General features: G+C 33.3%; 22 protein-coding genes. 5 read left to right on the forward strand and 17 right to left on the reverse strand.

The annotated features are described in order from the left end of the window. Positions 1-113: 113 nt before the first annotated feature. From menI to JVU85_RS02590, 3 genes are all read right to left on the reverse strand, one after another. Positions 114-566, reverse strand: coding sequence for a 1,4-dihydroxy-2-naphthoyl-CoA hydrolase MenI (gene menI, locus JVU85_RS02580; protein WP_021458823.1), 453 nt, complete (start codon positions 564-566; stop codon positions 114-116). 100 nt (positions 567-666) lie between these two features. Further along, positions 667-3,369 (reverse strand): aconitate hydratase AcnA, encoded by a 2,703-nt coding sequence (acnA, locus tag JVU85_RS02585; RefSeq protein ID WP_002511080.1) that lies wholly within the window; start codon positions 3,367-3,369, stop codon positions 667-669. Positions 3,370-3,614: 245 nt separating this feature from the next. Beyond that, entirely contained in the window at positions 3,615-5,249 is a 1,635-nt protein-coding gene (locus JVU85_RS02590) for a BCCT family transporter (RefSeq protein WP_021458824.1), read from the reverse strand. Positions 5,250-5,487: 238 nt separating this feature from the next. Here JVU85_RS02590 and mscL point away from each other — a divergent pair, with 238 nt between their 5' ends. Further along, entirely contained in the window at positions 5,488-5,838 is a 351-nt protein-coding gene (mscL, locus tag JVU85_RS02595) for a large conductance mechanosensitive channel protein MscL (RefSeq protein ID WP_002511077.1), read from the forward strand. Positions 5,839-6,113: 275 nt separating this feature from the next. Here the strand turns inward: mscL and sbcC are convergent, their stop codons facing one another. From sbcC to sosA, 8 genes are all read right to left on the reverse strand, one after another. Next, the gene (sbcC, locus tag JVU85_RS02600; protein ID WP_002511076.1) at positions 6,114-9,143 is read right to left on the reverse strand and encodes an exonuclease subunit SbcC; all 3,030 of its coding nucleotides are present in this window, start codon (positions 9,141-9,143) and stop codon (positions 6,114-6,116) included. A 3-nt stretch (positions 9,144-9,146) separates the two neighbouring features. Then, a complete protein-coding gene (gene sbcD / locus JVU85_RS02605) occupies positions 9,147-10,274 on the reverse strand; it encodes an exonuclease subunit SbcD (protein WP_002511075.1) in 1,128 nt (375 codons plus the stop codon). Between the two features lie 306 nt (positions 10,275-10,580). After that, positions 10,581-11,045 (reverse strand): CcdC family protein, encoded by a 465-nt coding sequence (locus tag JVU85_RS02610; RefSeq protein WP_002511074.1) that lies wholly within the window; start codon positions 11,043-11,045, stop codon positions 10,581-10,583. 208 nt (positions 11,046-11,253) lie between these two features. Beyond that, positions 11,254-11,427, reverse strand: coding sequence for a hypothetical protein (locus tag JVU85_RS02615; protein ID WP_002511073.1), 174 nt, complete (start codon positions 11,425-11,427; stop codon positions 11,254-11,256). A 232-nt stretch (positions 11,428-11,659) separates the two neighbouring features. Beyond that, positions 11,660-11,899, reverse strand: a complete 240-nt coding sequence (locus JVU85_RS02620; protein ID WP_002511064.1) for a YneF family protein — start codon at positions 11,897-11,899, stop codon at positions 11,660-11,662. A 336-nt stretch (positions 11,900-12,235) separates the two neighbouring features. Beyond that, positions 12,236-14,224: a transketolase gene (gene tkt / locus JVU85_RS02625; RefSeq protein WP_021458825.1), complete on the reverse strand. Its 1,989-nt coding sequence runs from the start codon at positions 14,222-14,224 to the stop codon at positions 12,236-12,238. A gap of 80 nt (positions 14,225-14,304) precedes the next feature. Further along, entirely contained in the window at positions 14,305-14,550 is a 246-nt protein-coding gene (locus JVU85_RS02630) for a DUF896 domain-containing protein (protein ID WP_021458826.1), read from the reverse strand. Positions 14,551-14,635: 85 nt separating this feature from the next. Then, positions 14,636-14,869, reverse strand: a complete 234-nt coding sequence (sosA, locus tag JVU85_RS02635; protein ID WP_002511062.1) for a DNA damage-induced cell division inhibitor SosA — start codon at positions 14,867-14,869, stop codon at positions 14,636-14,638. Between the two features lie 141 nt (positions 14,870-15,010). Between sosA and lexA the strand changes: the two genes are divergently transcribed. Beyond that, positions 15,011-15,634 carry a transcriptional repressor LexA gene (lexA, locus tag JVU85_RS02640; protein ID WP_002511061.1) on the forward strand — a complete coding sequence of 208 codons (624 nt, stop codon included), beginning with the start codon at positions 15,011-15,013 and terminating at the stop codon, positions 15,632-15,634. Between the two features lie 234 nt (positions 15,635-15,868). On the opposite strand, the gene JVU85_RS02645 is transcribed toward lexA, so the two are convergent. The 3 genes from JVU85_RS02645 to rpsN all read right to left on the reverse strand — a co-directional run bounded on the left by JVU85_RS02645 (position 15,869) and on the right by rpsN (position 18,332). Next, on the reverse strand, positions 15,869-16,891 hold the full coding sequence (locus tag JVU85_RS02645; RefSeq protein ID WP_002511060.1) for a CAP domain-containing protein: 1,023 nt from the start codon (positions 16,889-16,891) through the stop codon (positions 15,869-15,871). A gap of 9 nt (positions 16,892-16,900) precedes the next feature. Then, positions 16,901-17,878 (reverse strand): GMP reductase, encoded by a 978-nt coding sequence (gene guaC, locus JVU85_RS02650; RefSeq protein WP_002511059.1) that lies wholly within the window; start codon positions 17,876-17,878, stop codon positions 16,901-16,903. Positions 17,879-18,062: 184 nt separating this feature from the next. Next, positions 18,063-18,332, reverse strand: a complete 270-nt coding sequence (rpsN, locus tag JVU85_RS02655; protein WP_002511058.1) for a 30S ribosomal protein S14 — start codon at positions 18,330-18,332, stop codon at positions 18,063-18,065. Between the two features lie 321 nt (positions 18,333-18,653). Here rpsN and rpmG point away from each other — a divergent pair, with 321 nt between their 5' ends. Continuing rightward, positions 18,654-18,803 (forward strand): 50S ribosomal protein L33, encoded by a 150-nt coding sequence (gene rpmG / locus JVU85_RS02660; RefSeq protein ID WP_002511057.1) that lies wholly within the window; start codon positions 18,654-18,656, stop codon positions 18,801-18,803. A gap of 177 nt (positions 18,804-18,980) precedes the next feature. Here rpmG and JVU85_RS02665 read toward each other — a convergent pair whose 3' ends face one another. Then, entirely contained in the window at positions 18,981-20,468 is a 1,488-nt protein-coding gene (locus JVU85_RS02665) for a catalase (protein WP_021458829.1), read from the reverse strand. 222 nt (positions 20,469-20,690) lie between these two features. Between JVU85_RS02665 and JVU85_RS02670 the strand changes: the two genes are divergently transcribed. Continuing rightward, complete coding sequence (locus tag JVU85_RS02670) at positions 20,691-22,133, forward strand: amino acid permease (protein WP_002511055.1); 1,443 nt, start codon at positions 20,691-20,693, stop codon at positions 22,131-22,133. A gap of 163 nt (positions 22,134-22,296) precedes the next feature. Continuing rightward, a complete protein-coding gene (locus JVU85_RS02675; protein WP_002511054.1) occupies positions 22,297-22,611 on the forward strand; it encodes a hypothetical protein in 315 nt (104 codons plus the stop codon). Between the two features lie 290 nt (positions 22,612-22,901). On the opposite strand, the gene JVU85_RS02680 is transcribed toward JVU85_RS02675, so the two are convergent. Together JVU85_RS02680 and thrB are read right to left on the reverse strand one after the other, a co-directional pair. Further along, positions 22,902-23,705: a Cof-type HAD-IIB family hydrolase gene (locus JVU85_RS02680; RefSeq protein WP_021458830.1), complete on the reverse strand. Its 804-nt coding sequence runs from the start codon at positions 23,703-23,705 to the stop codon at positions 22,902-22,904. Between the two features lie 52 nt (positions 23,706-23,757). Further along, positions 23,758-24,675, reverse strand: a complete 918-nt coding sequence (gene thrB / locus JVU85_RS02685; RefSeq protein ID WP_002511052.1) for a homoserine kinase — start codon at positions 24,673-24,675, stop codon at positions 23,758-23,760. Position 24,676: the final 1 nt, after the last annotated feature.

Here is a 24,676-nt window from a genome sequence, read left to right on the forward strand (position 1 = left end):
ATTACAAATGGCTTAGGCGCTTTTGTTTTTAATATTATATGGATTGTTCTCACTTCGTAATTGCACTTAAAGTATAGTGCAAAGTTTGCCAAAACTACATTATTTGCGCATTATTATTTTTTAACTTCTAAATTTTCTCCTGCTTTATTACGTTCATCGACATCTTTATATACTGCATGCCACTCTGGGAAGGTACGATCTAATCTTATTGGTTTCCCGTCTGCTTTTCGTATGCATGTGAGCGTTGTAGAGCCTGTTGTAGCTAATTCTCCTGCCTCATTGTATATTTCATAACAATAAAGTGAACGTAAACGAGAATAGCGCTCTACCCAAGTTTTAATTGTTACTTTTTCAGGATATGTAATTGGTTTAATATATTTAACATTAATTTCCGTTACAGGTGAAATAACACCACTATCTTCCATAGCTTTGTAACTAAAACCTAATTTAGTTATATAGTCCGTTCTCGCCACCTCAAACCATGTTGGATAATTCCCATGATAGATAACGCCCATTTGATCTGTTTCTTGATATCTTGCTTCTATTTCAGTGAGTGTATAAATCATTCTCTTTCCTCATTTCAATTAATACATTACTGTTTAAATACTAACATAGAAAAACGGCTATGAAAGCTCAAAAGCTCACATAGCCGTTAGATGTTTAAAATTATTCTGCTAATTTATTTCTTAATACAAGTTGTAAGATACCACCATGACGATAGTAGTCTAATTCAACGTTAGAATCGAAACGAGCTACTGCTTCAAATTCGATTACTTTGCCATTGTCTTTTTTCGCTTGTACTTTAACTAAATCATGTGGTTTCACGTTTTCATCAACGTTAACAGAAATAATTTCAGTACCATCAATACCTAAACTATCAGCTGATTCACCATCTTTAAATTGTAATGGTAATACACCCATCATAACTAAGTTTGAACGATGGATACGTTCATAACTTTGCGCAATGACAGTTTTAACACCTAATAAGTTAGTACCTTTGGCAGCCCAGTCACGTGAAGAGCCCATACCATAATCATTTCCAGCTAACACAACTAAACCTGTGCCATCTTCTTTATATTTCATAGCAGCATCATAAATTGCCATTTGTTCGCCTGTTGGCCAATAAGTTGTGAATCCACCTTCTGTACCTGGAGCTAATTGGTTTTTAATTCTAATATTCGCGAACGTTCCGCGTACCATAACTTCATGGTTACCACGACGTGAACCATATGAATTAAATTGACGAATTGGTACGTCATGATCTAATAAATATTTACCTGCTGGCGTATCTTTACCAATCGCACCTGCTGGTGAAATATGGTCTGTTGTTACTGAGTCACCAAATTTACCCATTACACGTAAATCATTTAATGGTTCAATCTTACCTGGCTCTTTAGAAAGGCCTTGGAAGAATGAAGGGTTTTGAATATAAGTTGATTCCGGATCAAAGTCATATAATGGTTGGTCCGTAACATCAATCTCATTCCACATTTCGTTATTATTATAAACTGACTCATATTCTTCTTTGAATAATTCAGGTGTAACAACACTATCAACAGTATCTGATACTTCTTTGATTGAAGGCCAAATATCTTTTAAGAATACATCTTCGCCGTCTTTACCTTTACCAAGCGGTTCATTTTGTAAATCAATATCAACAGTACCTGCTAATGCGTATGCAACTACTAATTGTGGTGATGCTAAGTAATTGGCTTTTACTAATGGATGAATACGACCTTCGAAGTTACGGTTACCAGATAATACTGAAGTAACAAGTAAGTCTTCTGAAGCAATCGCTTTTTCAATTTCTTCACGTAAAGGACCTGAGTTACCGATACATGTAGTACAACCATAACCAACTAAATTAAATCCAAGATCATCTAAATATTGTTGTAGGCCAGAATCTCTTAAATAACCTGTAACAACTTTTGAACCTGGAGCTAAAGAAGTTTTAACAAATTCAGGAACTTCTAAGCCTTTTTCAATTGCCTTTTTAGCAACTAAGCCAGCCCCTAGCATTACATATGGGTTAGATGTATTTGTACATGATGTGATAGCTGCAATAGCTAAATCACCAGTTTTCATAGTTGTTGATGTACCATCATTAAATTCGATTGTTGCAGTTTTGTCGAATTCACTTTCATCAAATCCGTGACCTTGGTTACCCGCTGGTGCCGTTACAGATTTTTCAAATTCTTCCTTCATATCGCTCAAGAAAATTAAGTCTTGAGGACGTTTTGGTCCAGATAATGATGCTTCAACTGTAGATAAATCTAAGTCTACAACGTCTGTATATTCTGGGTCTTCTTTGTCAACATCAAAGAACATGTTGTTTTCTTGTAAATATTTTTTCACTAATTCAATATGATCTTCTGAACGACCAGTTAATCTCATATATTTCAGTGATTCTTCATCTACAGGGAAGAAACCACATGTTGCACCATATTCAGGCGCCATATTAGCAATTGTTGCACGGTCAGCCAATGGTAAATGTTGTACCCCTGGTCCGAAGAATTCAACGAACTTGCCTACAACACCTTTTTTACGTAATTCTTGTGTTACACGTAGAGCCAAATCAGTAGCTGTAGAGCCTTGAGGTAAAGCGTTAGTTAAGCGTACACCAATTACTTCTGGAATTGGGAAGTAAGAAGGTTGTCCTAACATACCTGCTTCAGCTTCGATACCACCAACACCCCAGCCTAGTACTCCAATACCGTTAATCATTGTAGTATGTGAATCTGTACCTACTAATGTATCTGGGAATGCTACTTCTTCTCCATCTACGTCACGCACATGAACAACATTTGCTAAATACTCTAAGTTAACTTGGTGCACGATACCAGTTGCTGGTGGTACTGCACTATAGTTATCAAATGCTTTAGTTGCCCAATTAAGGAATTGGTAACGTTCATAGTTACGCTCAAATTCTAATTTCATATTTCGTTCTAAAGCGTCTGGGTTCGCATAGCTATCAACTTGTACTGAGTGGTCGATAACTAAATCTACAGGCACCTCTGGATTGATTTTATTTAAATCTCCGCCTACGTCATCCATAGCTTTACGTAGTGATGCTAAGTCAACGACAGCTGGCACACCTGTAAAGTCTTGTAAAATAACACGTGAAGGTTTGAACGGAACTTCTCCTTCTGCCCCATCCACGAATTTTGATAATGTTTTAATATGATCGTCAGTAATAACGAAACCATCTTCTTGACGTAAAACTGATTCTAATAACACTCGAATTGAATATGGTAACTTAGAAATTTCAGTTAAACCTTGCTCTTCTAAAGTGTTCAAATCGTAATAAGTATATGATTTTCCATTTAGGTCAAACGATTTTTTCGCTTGCGCTTTAATATTAGAAGCCATATATATCCCCCCTGATATTTATTAATTGTGCCGTTAACTAAATTGTATTATTATCTTTTGCTGAAAACAACTACATAACGCTAGTTTCCCGGCAAAATTAGATTTGATTTTCCAATCAGTTAACATAAGCGTACCTTATCATACCATTAAAGTGCAATAAGTAAACATTATCAATTGAGAATCATTATCATTGAATGCTAAATAAAAAACCGAGAATCAATATGATCCTCGGCTCTAGTAAAATATTACTGTTCTGTATTTCTGAAATCTTTACGACGCTCAATAATGTCATCTTCGTATTCATCTTTTTGTAATTCTACATAATCTTTCATACGATGTTTATTAGGCGTCAGTGTTAAACCTAAGAACTTACGCTCTTGGTTTGCATCTTTGTAGAATGAAATCATCATCATTATTACTACAAAGGAGAATGGCAAGGCACTAATTATCGCCGCACTTTGGATGGCGTTTAATGCTTCTGCACCGTTCCCGCCACCTGCAAATAGTAATACAAAGGCAATAAGTGATTGTGCTACTCCCCAAGTTACTTTGACAAAATTTGTAGGTTCGAGTGAACCGAATGACGTTTGCATACCTAATACAAATGTCGCAGAGTCTGCAGATGTAATAAAGAATGATCCAATTAATACAAGTGCAATTAATGATAAAACAATACCAAATGGCAAGTCATTAAATACACCAAAGAGTTGTGTTTCAGCTGACATTTCAAATAATTTAGGGTCTTTTTTACCTGTTTCAATACCAAGTACACCAAAGACACTAAACCAAATGAAACTTACGATTGCTGGCACTAACAGTACGCCACCAATAAACTCACGAATTGAACGTCCTTTAGATACACGTGCAATAAAGATACCAACGAATGGGCTCCAACTTAACCACCAACCCCAATAGTAAAGTGTCCAGCTAGTCATCCATTCTCGTTTTTGAGGATTTTGTGCCGCTGTATCAAAAGAGTTCGCTAAAAATGAATTTAGTAAACTACCAGTTGAGCTTGTCATCATGTTTAAAATTAGTACTGTAGGACCAATAATTAACACAATAATCATTAGTAATAAACCTAAACTAATGTTTAAATTACTTAAATATTGAATACCTTTACTTAAACCTGACCAAGCACTTATAAGAAATAAAATTGTTACGATTGTAATAATGATACCCTGTACCCAAATATTATTTGGAACATCAAATAAATAGTTCAAACCACCATTAATTTGTAATGCACCCATACCAAGTGATACTGCCACACCAACTACTGTAGCGAATACTGCAAGCACATCAATAATTGTCCCAATAGGTCCTTCAACTTTATTCCCTAACATTGGTCTTAAAGTTCTAGAAATTAAGCCTGGCTCACCTTTTCTAAATTGAGCATACGCTAACGCAAGTGCAACTACTCCGTAAATTGCCCAGGCATGGAATCCCCAATGGAAAAATGTAGAGCGTAATGCTTCAGTATATGCAGCTTTAGTTTCAGGTTCAGCTGTTGGTGGAGCAGCAAAGTGTGCCATTGGCTCTGCCGCACCATAGAATACTAAACCAATACCCATTCCTGCACTAAATAACATTGCAAACCAAGATATTGTATTAAATTCAGGTTTGTCATTGGGTTTACCTAATTTAAGTTTACCAATTGGACTGAACATTAAAAACACACAGAAAAATACAATAATCGTTGTTAGAATGAGGTAGTACCAACCTAATTTATCAGTAATCCACAGTTTAATCTCATTCGTAACGTCTCCAAATTGCGTTGGCCAAATTGCACCAATTAGTACAACTATCGCCACTACAATTGCACTATAAATGAAAACGGGAGAACGTTTGTTATTACGATTAGTCGTTTCAGATGATTTCATAAAAATTAACTCCCCTTCATAAATTTTATTATAAGGCTAAATCTTATAATATTATTTAATATTATAGCCACGTTTTAGGATAGCAAAACTAGCAAAATTAATCAAATCGTCTTTAATTAATTTCTTTTATTATACAATATAATTCCCAAGTCAAATGTACTTTAAAAAAGTATTTTCATAAATTTATTTATATAGTATAATCAAATTTAATATAATAGCAAAGTGAGGGAATTTAAAAATGTTAAAAGAATTTAAAGATTTTGCATTAAAAGGTAACGTACTGGACTTAGCCGTTGCAGTAGTTATGGGTGCAGCTTTCAACAAAATTGTTACTGCCCTAGTTACATATATCATTATGCCTTTAATTGGTTTAATTTTTGGTACTGTTGATTTTGCGAAAAGCTGGTCATTTATGGGTATAAAATACGGTATGTTCATTCAATCAATAATTGATTTTATCATTATTGCATTTGCATTATTCATCTTTGTTAAAATTGCTAATACCCTTATTAAACAAGAAGACGAAGAAATTGAAGAAAATACAGTATTATTGACTGAAATCAGAGATATCTTAAAAGAAAAAAATTAATAAAAAACTGGAACAAATAATTCCAAGTTTCAGATTGTCAACAAAGTCTCTGGCTATGTGGGCAGTTTTTTTATGCACTTTTTCCGCAGAGTCGGCATAAATCACTGACAACATTACAAAAATCATTTGGTAAAAAAAGCAATATTTTAAGACTTTTAGTAAAAAACTAAACACGTCATTTTTATGATATAGAAAATAAACAAACCCTTCGCAAATTAATGCGAAGGGTTTAACTACGTTCTAAAACTTTAAGCCGTGCTTAATTTCATGTGATGTCACTGTTGCTTAAATTGCGTCACACTTTGATAACCTTCTGTCGTTACCTCTAAAATGAGTGGAATACGCTGTTTTAGCTCACTCACATGTGAAATAATACCAACCATTCGGCCAGTCGACTTCAAGCTTAATAATGTATCTAACGCTGTTTCCAATGTTTCTTGATCTAATGTACCAAAACCTTCATCAACGAACATAGAAGATAGTACAATTCCACCCGCTTCTTGTTGCACAATTTCACTCAAACCAAGCGCTAATGCTAACGAGGCTTGAAAGGACTCTCCACCTGATAATGACGAAATATGACGTGTTTGATTTGAATACGCATCAAAAACATCTATTTCTAACCCACTATAACCTTGAGACACTTGTTGTCGACGCTTTAATTGGTAGCGCTGATTTGTCATCAATGCTAGACGTTGATTCGCTTGACCTAAAATGCGTTCTAAATAATGGATTAGTACATAGTTTTCTAGTGTTAATTTGTGCTCATTTTTCCCTGCTAGTATTTCTGATAACTGAAAAATTTCTTGTTGTGTATGCAAATAATCATTTAACTCAGCAATTAAATTTTTTATTGCAGTAAATTTCGTTTTATTAAAGTCAACTTTATATTCATGTTGATTTAATTGTGTAGTTATTTGCGTTAATGCTGTTTGTTGTACACTCACTTGTTGTTCTAAGTCATCAATGTTGGCAACTGTTTGGTTTCGTGTCGCTTCTTCTAATTGCGAAACTACAATTGATATAGTTTGTTTTTCTTTTTCAAAAGTATTGATTTCTGTTTCAATTGCCGATTTATTGTTGAGTTGTTCTATTGCTGTTTGGACTTGGGCCATAGTAGTGAACCCAATACGGTGCATTTCTTGTTGTACTTTCTCGTCTGTAGTTTGCAGTTCATCTTTAATATCTTGTAATTGTGCTTCTACATATTTTTTACTATTACGTTCAATATTTAATTGATTTTGACACTTCTGTAAGTCGTTATTTAATTGCTCAACGGTATTATCAAAATTTGTAACATCTTCATTTTGCGCATCAAATGTTTTAACAAAATCAGTCGTATTGGCACACTGCGTTACTCTTTCAAAGTCATTGATTAAAGTTTCGTTTTGTTGATATTGCGCTTCAGATTTTTTCAAATCTAACTCTAAAGTATGTGCTTGTTGTTCTAATTGTTGTAATTGTGTTCGTTGATTTTGAATATAAGTATTACGTTGTTTTGCCGCAGTGCGTTGATCTTGAATTTGAGTAAGTTGTTGCTCTAATTCAGCAATATCATACGTTTCATCCATATTTACAGGGTTAGCTGTTTGTTGTGTTGTCAAATGCTCTAATGTTGTTGTATGTTGAATAATTTGCTCCTTACATTGTTGCATACTATGTTCTAGCTTACTTAATTCCTGTTGACGTTTGCTTAAATTTTCAAAATCTATGTGTTGCGCTAGGTCATGTACTTCATTACCACATACTGGACATGTATCACCTATATTTAAAATAGTTTGAATTTGTGCAATCGCTTCTTGTTTATTACTAAATTGTAAATTGACTTGATCAATGTCGTTATAACTTGCCGTCAACTGCGCTAATTGTCGCTCTTGAGCTTTCAATTTAGCTTGTTGCTGCTCAATTTCTTCTTGATTTTTAATATATTGTTGTTTTGCCGTTTCGTTACGTTGATATTCCTTAATTTGATTAGTTAACTCGTAGATTTGTTGGTCAATTTTTTCAATAGCCTCATAGTCCGGTTGCTCATCTTTTAGTTCATTGTGTAACTGCTCAATCCGCTCTTTAACTTCCGTCAATTGTTGACTCTGTTCATTATATACTTGTTGAATGTCTGTAATTTGATTATATGCTGTTTTATATTTCTCGATGTGCTGATAAAACATTTTAGTATTAGATAAAAATTGGCGTTGTTGTTCTATTGTTTCACTGTGATTTTGTTGTCTATCATAGTGTTGTTGTAACTCCGTTTGCTCTTGTACCAACTGTCCTATAGTTTTTTCAACTTGATATAATTGTTGTTCTGTTGCTAGCCGTTTTTCATCCAGTGTTTTTTTATTTTCAATTAAATTGGCTAATGGTTTGACTTCATTTAATTTTGTTAATGTTTGCTTTAAATCTTCAATTCCAGGTTCTCGTTCATTTAACTTTGCTAACTCGGCTTGATTTTGCTGAAGTTTGTGGAAATTATCTTGCAGTTGTTTATTATGCTCGAGTTGCTGTTGTATTGATTCTAATTGTTGTTGCTGCGATTGTTGTTGTTTTGTTAACTGCTCCAATAGTTGATTTCCAGTGCGCTCAAATTCAGGTATAACTTTCAATAATTGTTCCGTTTGTCTCACAGGAGTTGCTTTATGTTCTTGTAAAGAAGCATCGTTAAATGTTTCAATATCATGCCAATAATTCTCAAGTTGGTCGAAATTTCGTTCTATTTGATCACGACTCTCTTTAACATCATCAGTAAGTTGCTTTTGAATCATTTCAAAACGTTGACTATCAAATAAAGTTCTCAAAATTTCCTGCTTCTCTATGCTCTTTGATAATAGAAATCTTTTAAATTCACCTTGTGGCAAAATAAACAATTGTCTAAATTGCTCTGCATCTACCCCTAATAAATCTTTGAGCATTTGATTACCTGCAGTAATTTTACTTTCTCTTAATTCATAACCATCTTCAATGTATTGAAATATATCTAATTGGCCATTTGTCTTGCTCACATTGCCTTCTTTATAAAATGCACCTTGTCGTTCCACCTTAAAATAAGAGTCACCTAATTTAAATTCAAATACGACAGTCATTGGCGATTTACCATCTGCAAAATGACTTCTTAAATCTAACTCTTTGCGCCCCTTAGTAGAGGCTTCTCCAAACAAAGCATAGACAATAGCATCGAAAATCATCGTCTTACCCGAACCTGTTTTACCACTTATTAAAAATAATTGGTTTTCATGTACGTTTCTAAAATCTATATATTCATTTAAAAACGGACCAAAATTGGTTAAAGTTATTGAAATTGGTCTCATCTTTTATTCTTCTCCTTCCAACAAGTCATTGAGTAATTGCACTATTTTTTTATGTTGTAGCTCTGATAGTGTCGAATCAGTCATGCTTTGATAAAAGTTATTAATAATCTCTGAATCATTGAGTTCACGAAGTTCAGTATTATTTTCAACACTTGCCGTTTCAAAGTTAAACGACACATTTGTGAGTGATAATGTATTAGGATATATTTGTTTGAGATGCATCATCGGATCAGTCACATGCGTCATATTTTTCAACTTAAAATGAATATAATTTTCTTTATTTTTCAGAGGAATATTTTCTTGTATTGCTGCTTCGTAATCACCTTCTACAACTTCCAATTGCCGTTTAGGCTCTAACGGTATAAATAATTGCTGTTGTTCCATTTCATCAATCAATAACATTCGATAGCCTTTAGGCTGATTAACTTCTGAAAATGAATATTGTAATAACGAACCACTATAATGGATAAACTCTGAATCGATACTAAACGGATGATGTAAATGACCTAACATAACATAATTAAATGGTGCAAAAACATCCTGTTCTACCGACTCAACTGTGCCAATAGAAATTGGTCTTTCAGAGTCTGAACGTGTGCCACCTTGAACCGTCATATGTCCTATTAATACATTAAATTGTGATGTATCTAAATTTTCAGCCATATAAGTGATGCAACTTTGTGTAGCAGCTTGATGCGTCGTAATAGTTTTATCATCAAAGAAAGCTTGTACTTCACTTATGGTTGCAAATGGTAAACAATAAAAATTTACATTTCCTATATTGATAGGTGTAGCCATAGTAGCTAACTCTGTTCTAATATACATTTGTGACTTTTCGAACCATTTAGCACCATAATTAAGTCGCTCTTTGCCATCATGGTTACCGTTTGTCACAATCATAGGTATTTGCATATGTAAATTTAATTGGTTAATTGTTTCTTCAAATAACATAATCGCTGCTTTACTTGGATAACTCGTATCATATACGTCTCCAGCAATAACTATTACATCAGGCTTCTCTTTTTGCATTGCTGCTACAAATTCATCTAATATATAAGCTTGGTCTTCTAATAATGACTTGCCATTTAAAATTCGTCCTAAATGCCAATCAGCAGTATGTATAATTTTCATTTTAGTCATCCTTTTTTGCAGAACGCACGTTCTATTGTTTGTTAATAGTTTATCATACCGTTTATAAAAAGAAAAAGGGAGTGGTAAGAAATCTAAGTTTTATTAACAAGATTTCCTCGTCTCACTCCAACATCGCTAAGCAGAATTGAAAAGCATAATTGAAGCGGATTTTTTAGTTCAATTATCATCTGACAATAAGAAAGAGGCTAGGACAAATCCATTTTGTCCTAGCCTCATTATAAATAAAAATATTACTCTATTTATTAACTTACAAATACTTGCTTACCGCTAAAGTTTCATAACTATTTATACAAGGTTACGTTTTACTTTTTTAAATTTATATAGCATTGCCAATCTCCATGGCACAATCATACAAAAGGCAAGTAAGAAAAACATACCTGCAATTTCACCTGGATCAATTTGACTACTAACAAATACTTTAATTATTGTTCGAATCAGTAATAAAGTAATTAAAATAATGGGAAAGGCTTTAGATCGCTTCATATAAATTTGATGGCCATCTGTTTCAAAGCGTGACGTCCATATTAGAACGGTCGAAAACAATAAACCTAAAATAATACATTCAATAATTTCAAGTCCTGACAATCTAAAGTAAGGTATCACATACATTAACGCACCAGTTGCCATGAAAAACGGAGGTAAAATGATTTTCTTTTCGTTAACAGGAAATTGTTGCGCTTTCATTCTTATAACTATTACACCTATGCCCATTAAAAAAGCAACGACAATGGAGAAAACTAAATATAACACGACGACACCTTCTTTTATATTTTACAAATATCACAAACGATATTATAACATTCCCTCTATAGTTATTCATCATTTTGTCTTAAATTATAGCGCTGCCAAACAATAATCGCCACAAAAATTACATAAATTCAATTACCAGCTATCTTTGTTCATTTAAGACAAAAAAATAAGCCTTTTTCAAGGCTTATTCCCAAATCAATCCTGACAATTACATTGGAACTGATGAGTTTAAATTGTTTAACAAATGTCTCAAATAAGTCATGTCTTGTGTTTGGATTGCTTTGTTATATTGTAAAAATTCGTCATTATTGCAAAAATTAATATGTGCACAAGCTAATCTATCCAAGACTTCTTTGTCTTCCATATCATATGCATCTTTCATTAATTTTCCCCCTTCTATGTTTGATATTATATAATAATTGTAAATTATGTGCAAATAGTTTGTCGGAATTGTGCGAATATTACAATAATAATACCATCATTCTACAATAAATATTTCATTATATTGATTTTATATTTTATATGTTCCATAACCAAAACACATTAGATTTGCCAACATAAATTAAGAGCGGATAACTACGTTCGACAGTAGTTATCCGCTCTTTAATGGTCTATTATTTAGACTTCTTCATGTTTGAGTCCATATTTTTGTTCATCATTGTCATCATTTGATTTACTTTCTTTTGCGATGGTTTTTGACCCATTTGCATCATCATCATACGAAGCATTTCTTCATTAATTGGTGGGTTCTTTTTGAAATAATCCATCATATATTTTCTTGCTAAGAAGAAACCACCTACTAATCCAATGATTAGTGCTATTACGATTAATAAAACTGCTAACCAAACTGCCATTGTTTCACCCACTTTCCTATCCTAATGCATTTTACTAAATTAAATGTTTAATTTCAAGGAAGTTTAGCTTCAAACTCCTGTAACCTTATGTATTATATCAATATTAAATTCACTTTGTAAATACACTTACAAGAACATAAGTTCAACCACTAATTTAGCTTTAATTTATGTAACTTTCAATAGAAAATGACATGTTAATTTACTGTACACTTAAAATTTTTTGAATCATGATAAAAACAACATGACTTGAAGCATGTTTATCCATCAACATTTTGTAATGATAAAATTAAAGGCTAGGACACCTTAATGTCCCAGCCTTTACATAACTACAAATTATTAAAATGTTTGAATTTGATTTAACACATTCTCTTTAGTGAAACCGTATTTTTCTACGACTAAGTCACCAGGAGCACTAGCACCAAATGTATCAATACCGATAACTTTACCTTCAGTACCAACATATTTATGCCAGCCTAGAGAAGATGCCATTTCAATTGCAATACGTTTTGTAATTGATGATGGGATTACTGATTCTTTATACTCAGCTGATTGTTGATCAAATGCGTGCCAGTTAGGCATAGAAACTACTCGTACACCTTTACCTTGTGCATCTAAATCTTTAGCTGCATCAACTGCTAAGTTTACTTCTGAACCAGTCGCTAATAATAAGAATTCAGCATCTTTTTCTGATTCATAAACAACATACGCACCTTTACGTACGCCTTCTTCAACAACTGCTTCTGGTAAGTCTAAAGCAGTTAAGTTTTGACGAGTTAATACAAGTGAAGTTGGTGTGTTTTCTGACTCTAATGCAACTTCCCAAGCGACACGTGTTTCATTTCCATCAGCTGGACGAATCACATTCATGTTAGGAATCGCTCTTAAACCTGCTAATTGCTCTACTGGTTCATGTGTTGGACCATCTTCACCTACAGCAATTGAATCGTGTGTGAAGATAAATGTTGAATTTAAGCCCATAATTGCTGATAGTCTTAGTGCTGGTTTTAAGTAGTCACTGAACACGAAGAATGTTGCACCATATGGATGTAAACCACCGTGAGCAGCCATACCATTCACTGCAGCACCCATTGCGAATTCACGTACACCAAACCAAATATTTTTACCTTCAGGTGTTTCCGGAGTAAAGTCAACTGCTTCTTTAACATTTGACTTGTTTGAACCAGCTAAGTCAGCTGAGCCACCGAAGAATGATGGTACGCTTTGACTGATTGCTTGAATTACATCACCTGAATCAGCACGAGAAGCACCACTATGACCTGCTTCATATTTAGGTAACACGTCTTTATAATTTGTTGGTAATTTACCACTAATAGCTAATTTAAATTCTTTAGCTAATTCTGGGTATTTTGAACTATATTCTTCTACTAAGTTGTTCCAAGCTTCTTCATTTTCGTTTGCACGTTTTAACATTTGAGTTTGGAAAATTTCATATACTTCTTCTGGTACGAAGAAACGTTTTTCTGGATCTAATCCGTAATTTTCAAATGCTAATTTTCTTTCGTCTTCACCTAGTGGTGCACCATGAACGCCATTTGTATCTTGTTTATTAGGCGCACCATAGCCGATAATTGTTTTCACTTCAATGATTGTTGGTTTATTACTAGATTTAGCATCTTCAATTGCTTTGTCAATTGTTTCTAAATCGTTACCATCTTTAACAAAGATATGTTCCCAACCATAAGCTTCGAAACGTTCTTTTACATTTTCAGAGAATGCTTTATTTAACTCTCCGTCCAATGAAATATCATTGGAATCATATAAAACAATTAATTTGTCTAATTGATTATGGCCTGCAAATGATGCTGCTTCATGAGAAATACCTTCCATTAAGTCACCATCTGATGCAAGAACGTAAGTGTAATGATCTACAACGTTAGCATCTTCTTTATTAAATTTACCTGCTAAATGTTTTTCTGCTAAAGCCATACCTACTGACATAGCAAAACCTTGTCCTAGTGGACCTGTAGTAACTTCGACACCATCCGTATGTTTGAACTCTGGATGACCAGGAGTTTTAGAACCCCATTGTCTAAATTGTTTTAATTCTTCTAATTCTAAACTACCTGAAACATGTAATAAACTGTAAAGTAATGCAGAACCATGTCCTGCAGACAATACGAATCTGTCTCTGTTAAAGAAATCTTTTGATTGAGGATTAAAATTCAAATGGCGTGTCCATAAAGTGTATGCCATTGGAGCTGCGCCCATTGGTAAACCTGGGTGGCCTGAATTTGCTTTTTCAATAGCATCAATACTTAAGGCTCTTATTGTATCAATCGCTAGTTGGTCTTTTTCATTAAACATCTAATATGACTTCCTTTCTTAAATAGCATGATTCATATATTATTATAACTTATTTAACTTATAATTAACAAAAAATTAGATTATCTTTTATCTAGGTCTTTTTCATCCAATACTTTTTTGATTTTATCTGGCGTCACATCGTTTCCTTCTGGATCAATGACCCTTGTGCTTTCTAATTGCTGCTTAAAGCCTTTTCTAAACGATTCTAAATAAGCTTTACGTAATTTAGATTGTTCCTTCGCTTCTTTTTCAGTTAGCCCTTGTGCTTTTTTCTTTCTAGCTAATTCATTAATTCTATTAATATCTACACCATTTGATTCAGTCATAATAACCTCCATAGATTTATATCATATAAATTTTAACAAAAAAAAGAGCGGAACTAAATGCATTCGCTCTTTTTTATCATTCTAATTATTTAATTACTGCCATCGTTTGGTTCGATGCTTGTTCGCTATTTAAATCTTGTTGTAATTGATTATTATTTTGTTCTTTGTGCTCTGTAGTTATTTTATGATCAGTCATTTCGTACGTTTGTTCTCTATTATTATTTATATCTGCCGTTAGTACAAATATAGTACATAACAGCATCGTAGTAACAAGTATTAATAAATATGTTTTGATTTGTGACATATAGATAGAATTCATATAGTATCTCTCCTAGAACATTTGTTTGTACAAACACTTTAACAGAACACGTGTTCTTAGTCAATACAAAACGAACAAACGTTTGTAACAAATTTCAATTCATGCTATAATTGGATTAAATTAAATTAGGGAGTGCCTATTATGAGAGAATTAACAAAACGACAAAATGAAATTTTCGATTATATAAAGCAAATCGTGCAATCCAAAGGTTATCCACCAAGTGTTCGTGAAATTGGAGAAGCTGTCGGTTTAGCTTCTAGTTCAACTGTTCATGGTCATTTATCTAGATTAGAAGAAAAAGGCTATATCAAACGTGATCCTACAAAACCACGTGCAATAGAAATTGTCAGCGACCAACTTGGAGAACCAATAAATAACGAAGATACAATTCACGTACCAGTTATTGGTAAAGTCACTGCCGGCATACCGATTACTGCAGTGGAAAATGTAGAAGAATACTTCCCTTTACCAGAACATTTTACTTCTACACATAACAGCGATATTTTCATTTTAAATGTTGTTGGAGACAGTATGATCGAAGCTGGTATTTTAGATGGCGACAAAGTGATTGTGCGTAGTCAAACAATTGCAGAAAACGGAGATATTATTGTAGCTATGACAGAAGACAATGAAGCAACTGTTAAACGATTTTATAAAGAAAAAACGCGCTATAGATTACAACCAGAAAATAGCTCAATGAACCCAATCTATTTAAATCAAGTTTCTGTACTTGGTAAAGTGGTCGGATTATTCCGTGAAATGTAATAGTCTCCAAGCACTCTCATTCAGCACTATTTAACATAATAACTTGTAATCACACATACAAACTAAGAGGCTATGCCGTGACGGCATAGCCTCTATTTTGTATCTTTATCTTCTTTTTTGTCTAGAACTTCTTTTACTCGTTCTAATATATCTTCCGATTTATGTTTTTCATGTATTGTCATTAGCATCTCATCCTTACCTTTATAAGATACCCTAACATTTCATCACCAAACATTAGTTAGTATAGTTTTCCGTCCAATAAGGTTGACGCTCATCATTAAAAGCGACGCCTACTCCTAACTCATTATAACTAGAACGTAAGATATTTTTTCTATGTCCTAATGAATTCATTAAGCCTTCGTGTGCATAAATACTATTCATTTGACCATAAGCTAAATTTTCGCCTGCAGCATTAAATTTAATATCATCAGCTTTCAAACGATCAAATGGGGATTCATCATCTAAGTTGGTATGATCAAAATAATCATTCTCCGCCATATCTTTACTATGTTTTCTTGCTGTATCTGAAACATCACTATCATAATTCAATGTAGATAATTGATGTTGTTTTCTTTCAGCATTTACAATTTCAAAGTTTTGGCGTTCAAAACCTTCTTTTAATGCTTCAGATGGTGCACCATATTGTCCTTGCAATCGTTGTTCAAGCTGATCACTTACCAATAGTATTGCTGTTAAACCATTATCTTGATGTTTATCATAGAATGCCGTTGTATAGATTTGATTTTCATGAAATGTGTCATATTCATCATTCTCAATTTGGTATCTAACATTTCCTTTTTTCTTTTCAGTAATTGGTTCTCCTAATCTGTCTCTTACGACATCTTTAGGTGTACCATACTTGATTTTTGACTGTGATGTAATTGAATTTTGATTCGTATAAAGTGCATTGACTTTGTCGTCTAAATAACTGACCATCACAAAGTTACTATAATCACCAGTATAATAAGTATGCCAACTCGTACCATATTCATTGGAAGTTACACTCTTAGCTTCTCCAAATTTATTTTCAACGTCTGCTTTATCCATATTCATTTGAATATTACTTAAAGCAAATTGTTGTTCACTTGGCACTTTGAGTGACTTCGTAGATGATGACTGATTAGTTTGCCAAGCATTAATTTTTGTTTTGACCTCTTGTTGAACGTCTAACATAAAGGGTGACTCTTTTATTGGCACAATCAATACTATGCATAAAAAAATTAAACTATATAATAATATTTTTCTAATCTTCATCACCTACGTATTTTAGTCTCTATCACCGTTAAAGATAGAATTACGCACAATCACATAATCTACTTTTCGTAACGAATTCAAATCTTTACCGCCTGCATAAGAAATTGAACTCTGTAAATCTTGTTGCATTTCAATTAGAGTATCTTGTAGTGAACCTTTGTGTTCAACAAACATTTTTTTACCTTCAACATTTTTATGTTCACCTTTTTGATATTCCGAAGCACTACCAAAATATTCTTTGTATAACTTACCTTCAAGTTCTACTGTTTCTCCTGGAGATTCTTCATGTGCTGCAAAAAGAGAACCAATCATAACCATAGATGCTCCAAAACGCATAGATTTCGCTATATCACCATGCGTTCTAATACCACCATCAGCAATCATCGGTTTACGCGCTGCTTTACTACAATGGTTTAAAGCAGCTAATTGCCAACCACCTGTACCAAAACCTGTTTTAATTTTAGTGATACATACGCGTCCAGGTCCAATACCTACTTTTGTAGCATCTGCACCAGCATTTTCCAATTCACGAACGCCTTCAGGTGTTCCAACATTTCCTGCAATGACAAATGTCTCAGGTAAATGCGTTTTAATATGTTTTATCATATTAATGACCGAATCGTTATGACCATGTGCAATATCAATTGTAATGTATTCAGGCACTAACGCTTCAGCTGCTAACTGTTTTACAAAATCAAATTCTGGTGCCTTTACTCCGACAGAAATTGAAGCAAATAGACCTTTATTCTGCATTTTTTTAACAAATGGAATACGTGCCGCTTCGTCAAAACGATGCATTATATAAAAATAGTCTTGCTCCGCAAACCATTCCGCTAACTCTTCATTCATAACTGTTTGCATATTTGCTGGTACTACAGGCAACTTAAAAGTTCGCGGTCCAAATTTAATTTCTGTATTACATTCAGAACGGCTACTCACAATACATTTATTTGGTATCAATTGCACATCTTCATAATCAAAAATTTTCATAATAATATAAAACTCCTAACATTTATAATAAAACATAAAACTAATGGTAAGTTTTTACAGTATATAACATCTCATTCACTCAGCTTTCGATAATGAAAACGTTTTTTCACGAACAATATTACTGTATTACCATTAGATAATATACAATGTTTTACTTTGAATGTAAACGGACTTACGTCTTAAATTACCAACTAGATTTTTTCACACCAGGAATTTGACCTTTATGTGCATGTTCACGAAATGCAATTCTAGACATTTCAAATTTTCTCAACACACCTCTAGGTCTGCCACTAACCTTACAGCGTCTTGTTAAACGTGTTGGTGATGAATCTCTTGGTAATTTTCGTAAAGCTTCATAGTCACCTTTTGCTTTTAATTCTTTACGCAAGTCATAATATTTATTAACTAATGCTTCTCTTTTTTGTTCTTTTACTACTTTAGATTTTTTTGCCATATAACTTTCCTCCTACAAATCGTAATAATTACGTTTTAATAATATCACATCATTCTTAAATATCAAGTGAAAGTTTTTATCTATAATTACAATCCAAAACCAAGCAGACATTTACTTGTTATTTATAATAGTAGATTTATGATCTTTGTCTGTCTTAACTTAAATGATACTAACATCGTCCAATTAATTGTTGGTGTATCATTAAATCATTATCTTCAATATCTTTGTGACCTAATAGCACGTTTTTCCCTTGCGCAACAATGTGACATATGCTAAAATTTTAAATCGTAAGTATTCCTAATTGTAGAAAGGGTGTTAACTTTGCGCGTAAATATTACATTAGCTTGTACAGAATGTGGCGATCGTAATTATATTAGTACTAAAAACAAACGTACAAATCCTGAGCGTATCGAAATGAAAAAATATTGCCCAAGATTAAATAAATATACATTACATCGTGAAACAAAATAAGTAATTCTTATCTTTTGAATACGACAAGCATTACCAATCATCACTTCGGTGATGATTTTTTTATTATAAAAAAAACAAGTGTGTAATCAAATTATGTCATTTTTGATTACACACTTGCTATAAAATATATCTAATCTATAAAGTTCTAATGTTAAATGTAATTTACAACTTTACTACTTAATCTTTCGCTTCAAGATCAACGTCTGCAATATCTATGCCTAACGCTGCTGCAACACCTTTACCATAATTTTCATCTGCTTTATAGCAATGACGAATATGACGGTGTTGAACTTCTAGAGTTGTTCCTTCCATTTCATTAGCTGTATTTACAAACATACGCTCTTGTTGCTCAGGAGATTGTAGTCTAAATAATTTTCCTGGTTGTTCGAAGTAGTTGTCATCGTCTTCTCTGAAGTTATGTTCATAAGCAGTACCTTCTACTTCTAATGGTGGTTTTTTATATTGCGGTTGATCTTCAAATGCACCTTCGCTATTTGGATAGTAATGTGGTCTACCGCCTTGGTTATTATCTAAAATGCGCATTTGACCATCTCTACTGAATGGGCAAATATTTTCAACTCCAACACCTTTAGGTTGATTTACTGGGATTTGCCAATGGTTTGCGCCTAATCTATAACGTTGTGCGTCTCCATAAGAGAATAAACGCCCTTGTAACATTTTATCTGGTGAAAAATCTAATCCGGGAACGATATTAGTTGGTGCAAATGCAGCTTGTTCTACATCTTGGAAATAGTTATCCGGATTACGATTTAATTCAAATTCACCAACTTCAATTAATGGATAATCTCCTTTGTACCAAACTTTTGTTAAATCAAATGGATTATCTTTATGCTTTTTAGCTTGTTCTTCTGTCATTACTTGAATATACATTTTCCATTTTGGATAATCTTTATTTTCTATCGCTTCAAATAAATCGCGTTGTGAAGATTCTCTATCATAAGCAATAGTTTGAGCTGCTTCTTCTGGTTGTAAATTTTCAATACCTTGTTGTGTTCTATGGTGGAATTTCACCCATACACGTTCACCTTTATCATTATACATTGAATACGTATGAGAACCAAAGCCATGCATATTTCTAAATCCTTTAGGAATACCACGATCAGTCATTAAAATTGTCACTTGATGAAGTGCTTCTGGTAATGATGTCCAAAAGTCCCAATTATTTTGAGAACTTCTCATATTTGTTCTAGGATCACGTTTTACTGCGTGGTTTAAACTTGCAAATAATTTAGGATCTCTAAAGAAGAATACTGGCGTATTATTACCTACTAAATCCCAGTTCCCTTCATCTGTGTAAAATTTCAATGCAAAGCCACGAATATCACGTTCTGCATCAGCTGCACCACGTTCACCTGCAACCGTTGAAAAACGTGCGAACATTTCAGTTTGTTTACCTACTTCAGAAAATATGCTTGCACACGTGTATTTAGTAATGTCATTTGTTACTGTGAATGTGCCAAATGCACCTGAACCTTTAGCATGCATACGTCGTTCAGGTATAACTTCTCTATCAAAATGTGCCATTTGTTCTAAAAAATACCAGTCTTGCATAAGTAAAGGGCCTCTTGGTCCTGCTGTCATACTATTTTCTCTGTCAGATACTGGTGTACCAAAAAGACCTGTCAATTTTTTACGTTCGCTCATACGAATAACCCCCTATTTGTTCAGATAATAATAATTATTATCTACTACATATTTTAATGTATACCCTATGTTCAAATCAATAAAACCACTATTAAAAATCGCATTTTTCTGAATTCTCTTTACGCTTTATTGCTTTAAAGTTATAAAAAATATTTGCTTGTGGTTCTCAAAAGCATTAAAATAGTGTGTATACAAAATTTAAAAGTAAATAGGAGCCTTATTATGGAACAAAATAAATTAAATCGAGGTCTCAGTTCACGTCATATTTCTATGATTGCCATTGGCGGCGCTATCGGTACTGGACTATTCGTTGCCACAGGTAGCGTTGTATCACAAGCTGGTCCGGGTGGGGCCATAGCAGCATATTTAATTATTGGAATCATGTTATATTTCCTTATGTCTTCAGTTGGAGAATTAGCAACATTTTATCCTGTCTCCGGCTCGTTTAGCTCATATGCTACACGTTTTGTAGATAGTTCATTAGGTTTTACTATGGGTTGGTTATATTGGGTGATTTGGACGCTTGTTGCAAGTGTGGATATTATTATTGCAGCTAGCGTATTAAGTTATTGGGATGTATTTCATTTCTTTTCCACTGTGACATGGAGCATGATCTTTTTAGTCATATTATTTTTACTTAATATTTTCTCAGTCAAAGCATTTGGAGAAGCTGAATTTTGGTTATCGTTAATTAAAGTAGTAACTATCTTAATCTTTATTGTTATTGGCGTATTAATGATAGTTGGTATTTTAGGTGGAAAAACGTATGGTATTACAAACTACTCTATCGGCGAAGCACCTTTTGTCGGTGGCTTGTCAGGCTTTTTGGGAGTTTTATTAATCGCTGGATTCTCAGTTGGGGGTACTGAAGTAGTAGCTGTTACTGCGGGAGAATCTGACAATCCTCATCGTTCAATGCCAAAAGCAATTAAACAAGTATTTTGGAGAATTTTATTATTCTATGTATTGTCTATTGCAGTTATTGCTGCAATTATCCCATATACTGATCCATTACTGCTAAACGAAAGTGAATCTGTTAGCCAAAGCCCATTCACTATTGTTTTTGATCGTGTCGGTATCGCTTTTGCAGCTTCAGTCATAAATGCTGTCATTTTGACATCACTATTATCTGCAGCGAATTCTGGATTATATACTTCAAGTCGAATGTTATTTTCGATGGGACATGATAAATTAGCACCTAAATTTTTGGCACGTTTAAATAAAGGTACAAAATTACCTATCGCTGCGATATTAACTACTTTCATCGTTGTGTTGGCAGTTATTGTCCTTGCTCAATTTCAATCTAATATCGTATTTACATTATTAAATATCATTGGCTCTTTAGTTATCATTGTATGGGGTTCAAGTATTTTAGCACAAATACGATTACGCATGGCTATTAAAAAGCAAAATAAAGATGCGCAACAAGTCTTACCATATAAAGCTCCATTTTATCCATTTGGTCCAATTGTGGTAATTATAGCTTTACTATTTTTATTTGTTGGTAACTCAGTAGGTACTATTATAGCTGGCGATATTGCTGGATTATTAAGAAATATCGTACCACTATTCATCTTACTCATTATTTACCTTACACATAAATTTATGTTCCAAACAAAAGTTATCAAGCTTGAAGACATTAACTTAGATAATAAATATGAATAACTAAGTAAAGGACAAAACGGTTTCCCCGTTTTGTCCTTTTATTATGTTTCCTTAACTATCCCTCACAAATTTGTACCTTTGGTAATATTTTGTATTCAATTATTTTAACCTGTATCGTAATATAGTATAATTAAAGAAAATCAAGTACTTGAGGTGGAAAATTATGGTTGGACAAACAAATTTATTCGATGATGTACTCAAACCAGAAGAACGCTTTGTTATTGTTGTACAATCATTAGAAAATCTACACGACCAATTAATTAAGCGAACTCTACGAGAATATAGTAGCCTTAAACACGATCAAATGGAAAACTTATATGAGCATTTAAAATCACTGTTTTTAGAAGAGCCGTTTGCTGAAAATCAATCAGCATTTGCAATTACAGTTTATACTAATTTAGATTATGCTGCAGACCAAGTTTATGCCCACGTAAAACGTCATCGAGGCAAAAATGAGTGGACACATACAGCTAAATAGCTTAAGTCACGACTACTATAAATTTTGCTAAGAGATAAAGTAAGCTCTATTTTTTCTAGTTGCCTATGTTACAGTTGACCATTAATCTACGCTGACTTCATACAAGTTATGAAGTCAGTTTTTTACTATTAAATTTAGTTTGTCAGTAATAACAAAATCTATAACTTTCTCTTTATTATGCTCTAATAAATCATTTATTAAATTATAAAAACACGTTTCACAGTTTTGTTTATTTAAGACTTAACTGTAAAACGTGTTTCCCATATTTATTTCTTTAATTCTATCATTGGTTATAATTTTTGTTTTAACGTATGAGGTATACCATTGTCTGCATTTGATAAGGTAACTTCATCAGCAATGGATTTCACTTCATCATTGGCATTACCCATAGCAACAGCATGACCAACTACTGAAAGCATAGATATATCGTTAGAACTATCACCAAAAGCAATAACCTCTTCTAAACTAATCCCTAGTTTATCACACAACGCACTCACCGCATTCCCCTTTGAAACATCTTTAGCCATAAATTCAAGGAAGTATGGTTTACTTGTAGTAACATCTATTTCATCGTTGAAGGAACCAGCAAGATCACTTTTAGCTAATACAATATTACAGACATAATCTACACCCATAACTTTCGGCACAGCATCTTGAATATAGGCTTTTAAATCATCAACTTTTTTCATAGGTAAACCCGTTAATTCAGCTTCAATATTCATGTATTCATGTTCACCTTCATAAATAATGTGGCCATCATGATATGTTAAAACGAAAAATGATTTTTTTCTGCAGTAATCAACAATTTGATCAAAGTTTTCTTTTGATACTGGTTTATTGACTGTTACATTTTCCGTAGCTACATCCACAGTATTGCCACCATTATAACTGATAACATGACTTTGATGTGCATCTAAATTTAACAATCGTGCTGTAGGTAGCATACCTTCAGTCGGTCTACCTGATGCTAATACTACTTTGTAACCTTCGTCTTGTATTTTAATAAGATAGTCTTTTGTTTCTTCTCCTACTTGATTTTCATGGTTCATCAATGTATCATCCATGTCCATGACAATTAACTTATATTTACTCATGTTGTAGTGCTCCTTTCCAATTAACCCTATAGTCCTATCATACTACAAAAAATTATGAATGGTATACGAGTTCAGATGTTACACCAGTTTCATTAATTGTCACTAGTTCTGAGCGACACTGTGAAAATTCATTTTTTAACGCTCTTACTAATTTCCCACTTTTTTCCTTGCTTATAAGCGTTAATATGGTAGGACCTGCACCACTAATTACAGTTGCGTATGCTTGATGAGATTTTGCAATTGCTTTAACTTGTGCAAACTCCGGTATTAAATGTTGTCGGAAAGGCTCATGAAACCCATCTTGCTCCATCATTTTGCCTGCCAATTCATAATTATGTTGAATTAACGCACTGATCATAGTATTACTGATTGCACTATTTTGCACTGCCTTTTTATACGAAAATGTGTCTGGCAGCACATTTCTTGAATCATCTGTACGTAATTCATATGACGGCACTGTGATAATTACATCCACTTTAGGTGTATCGATACTAGAAACTTCAGTAACATTTTCCACTTCATTATAGTAGCCTAACACTAGACCACCATAAATCGTTGGTGCTACGTTATCAGGATGTCCCTCGAATTCAGTAGCTAATTGTAATAATTCATACTGCGAGAGCTCAATATCACCAAAATAATTTGCTATGTATAAAGCACCAACTAACGCTGACGCTGATGAACCTAAGCCACGTGCTAAGGGAATATCACTGCGCATTTCGATGGATAATGCAGGCAAAACTACATCATATTTTAAGGCAACTTGTTGTGCTATTTGATAAATATAATGTGATTCGTCAGTAGGTAATCCTTCTACATTCGGACCTATATGATGAAAATGCCATTGTTCATCATTCGTAATTGTTACTTGTAAATACAAAAATTTATTTAATGCCATACCAATAGAATCAAAACCGACACCTAAATTAGCTGTAGATGCCGGTATTTTGATATTTAAACTTTTCACCATA

The sequence above is a fragment of the Staphylococcus sp. GDY8P72P genome, assembly GCF_016890655.1.
In the GTDB taxonomy this organism is placed as follows: domain Bacteria; phylum Bacillota; class Bacilli; order Staphylococcales; family Staphylococcaceae; genus Staphylococcus; species Staphylococcus arlettae.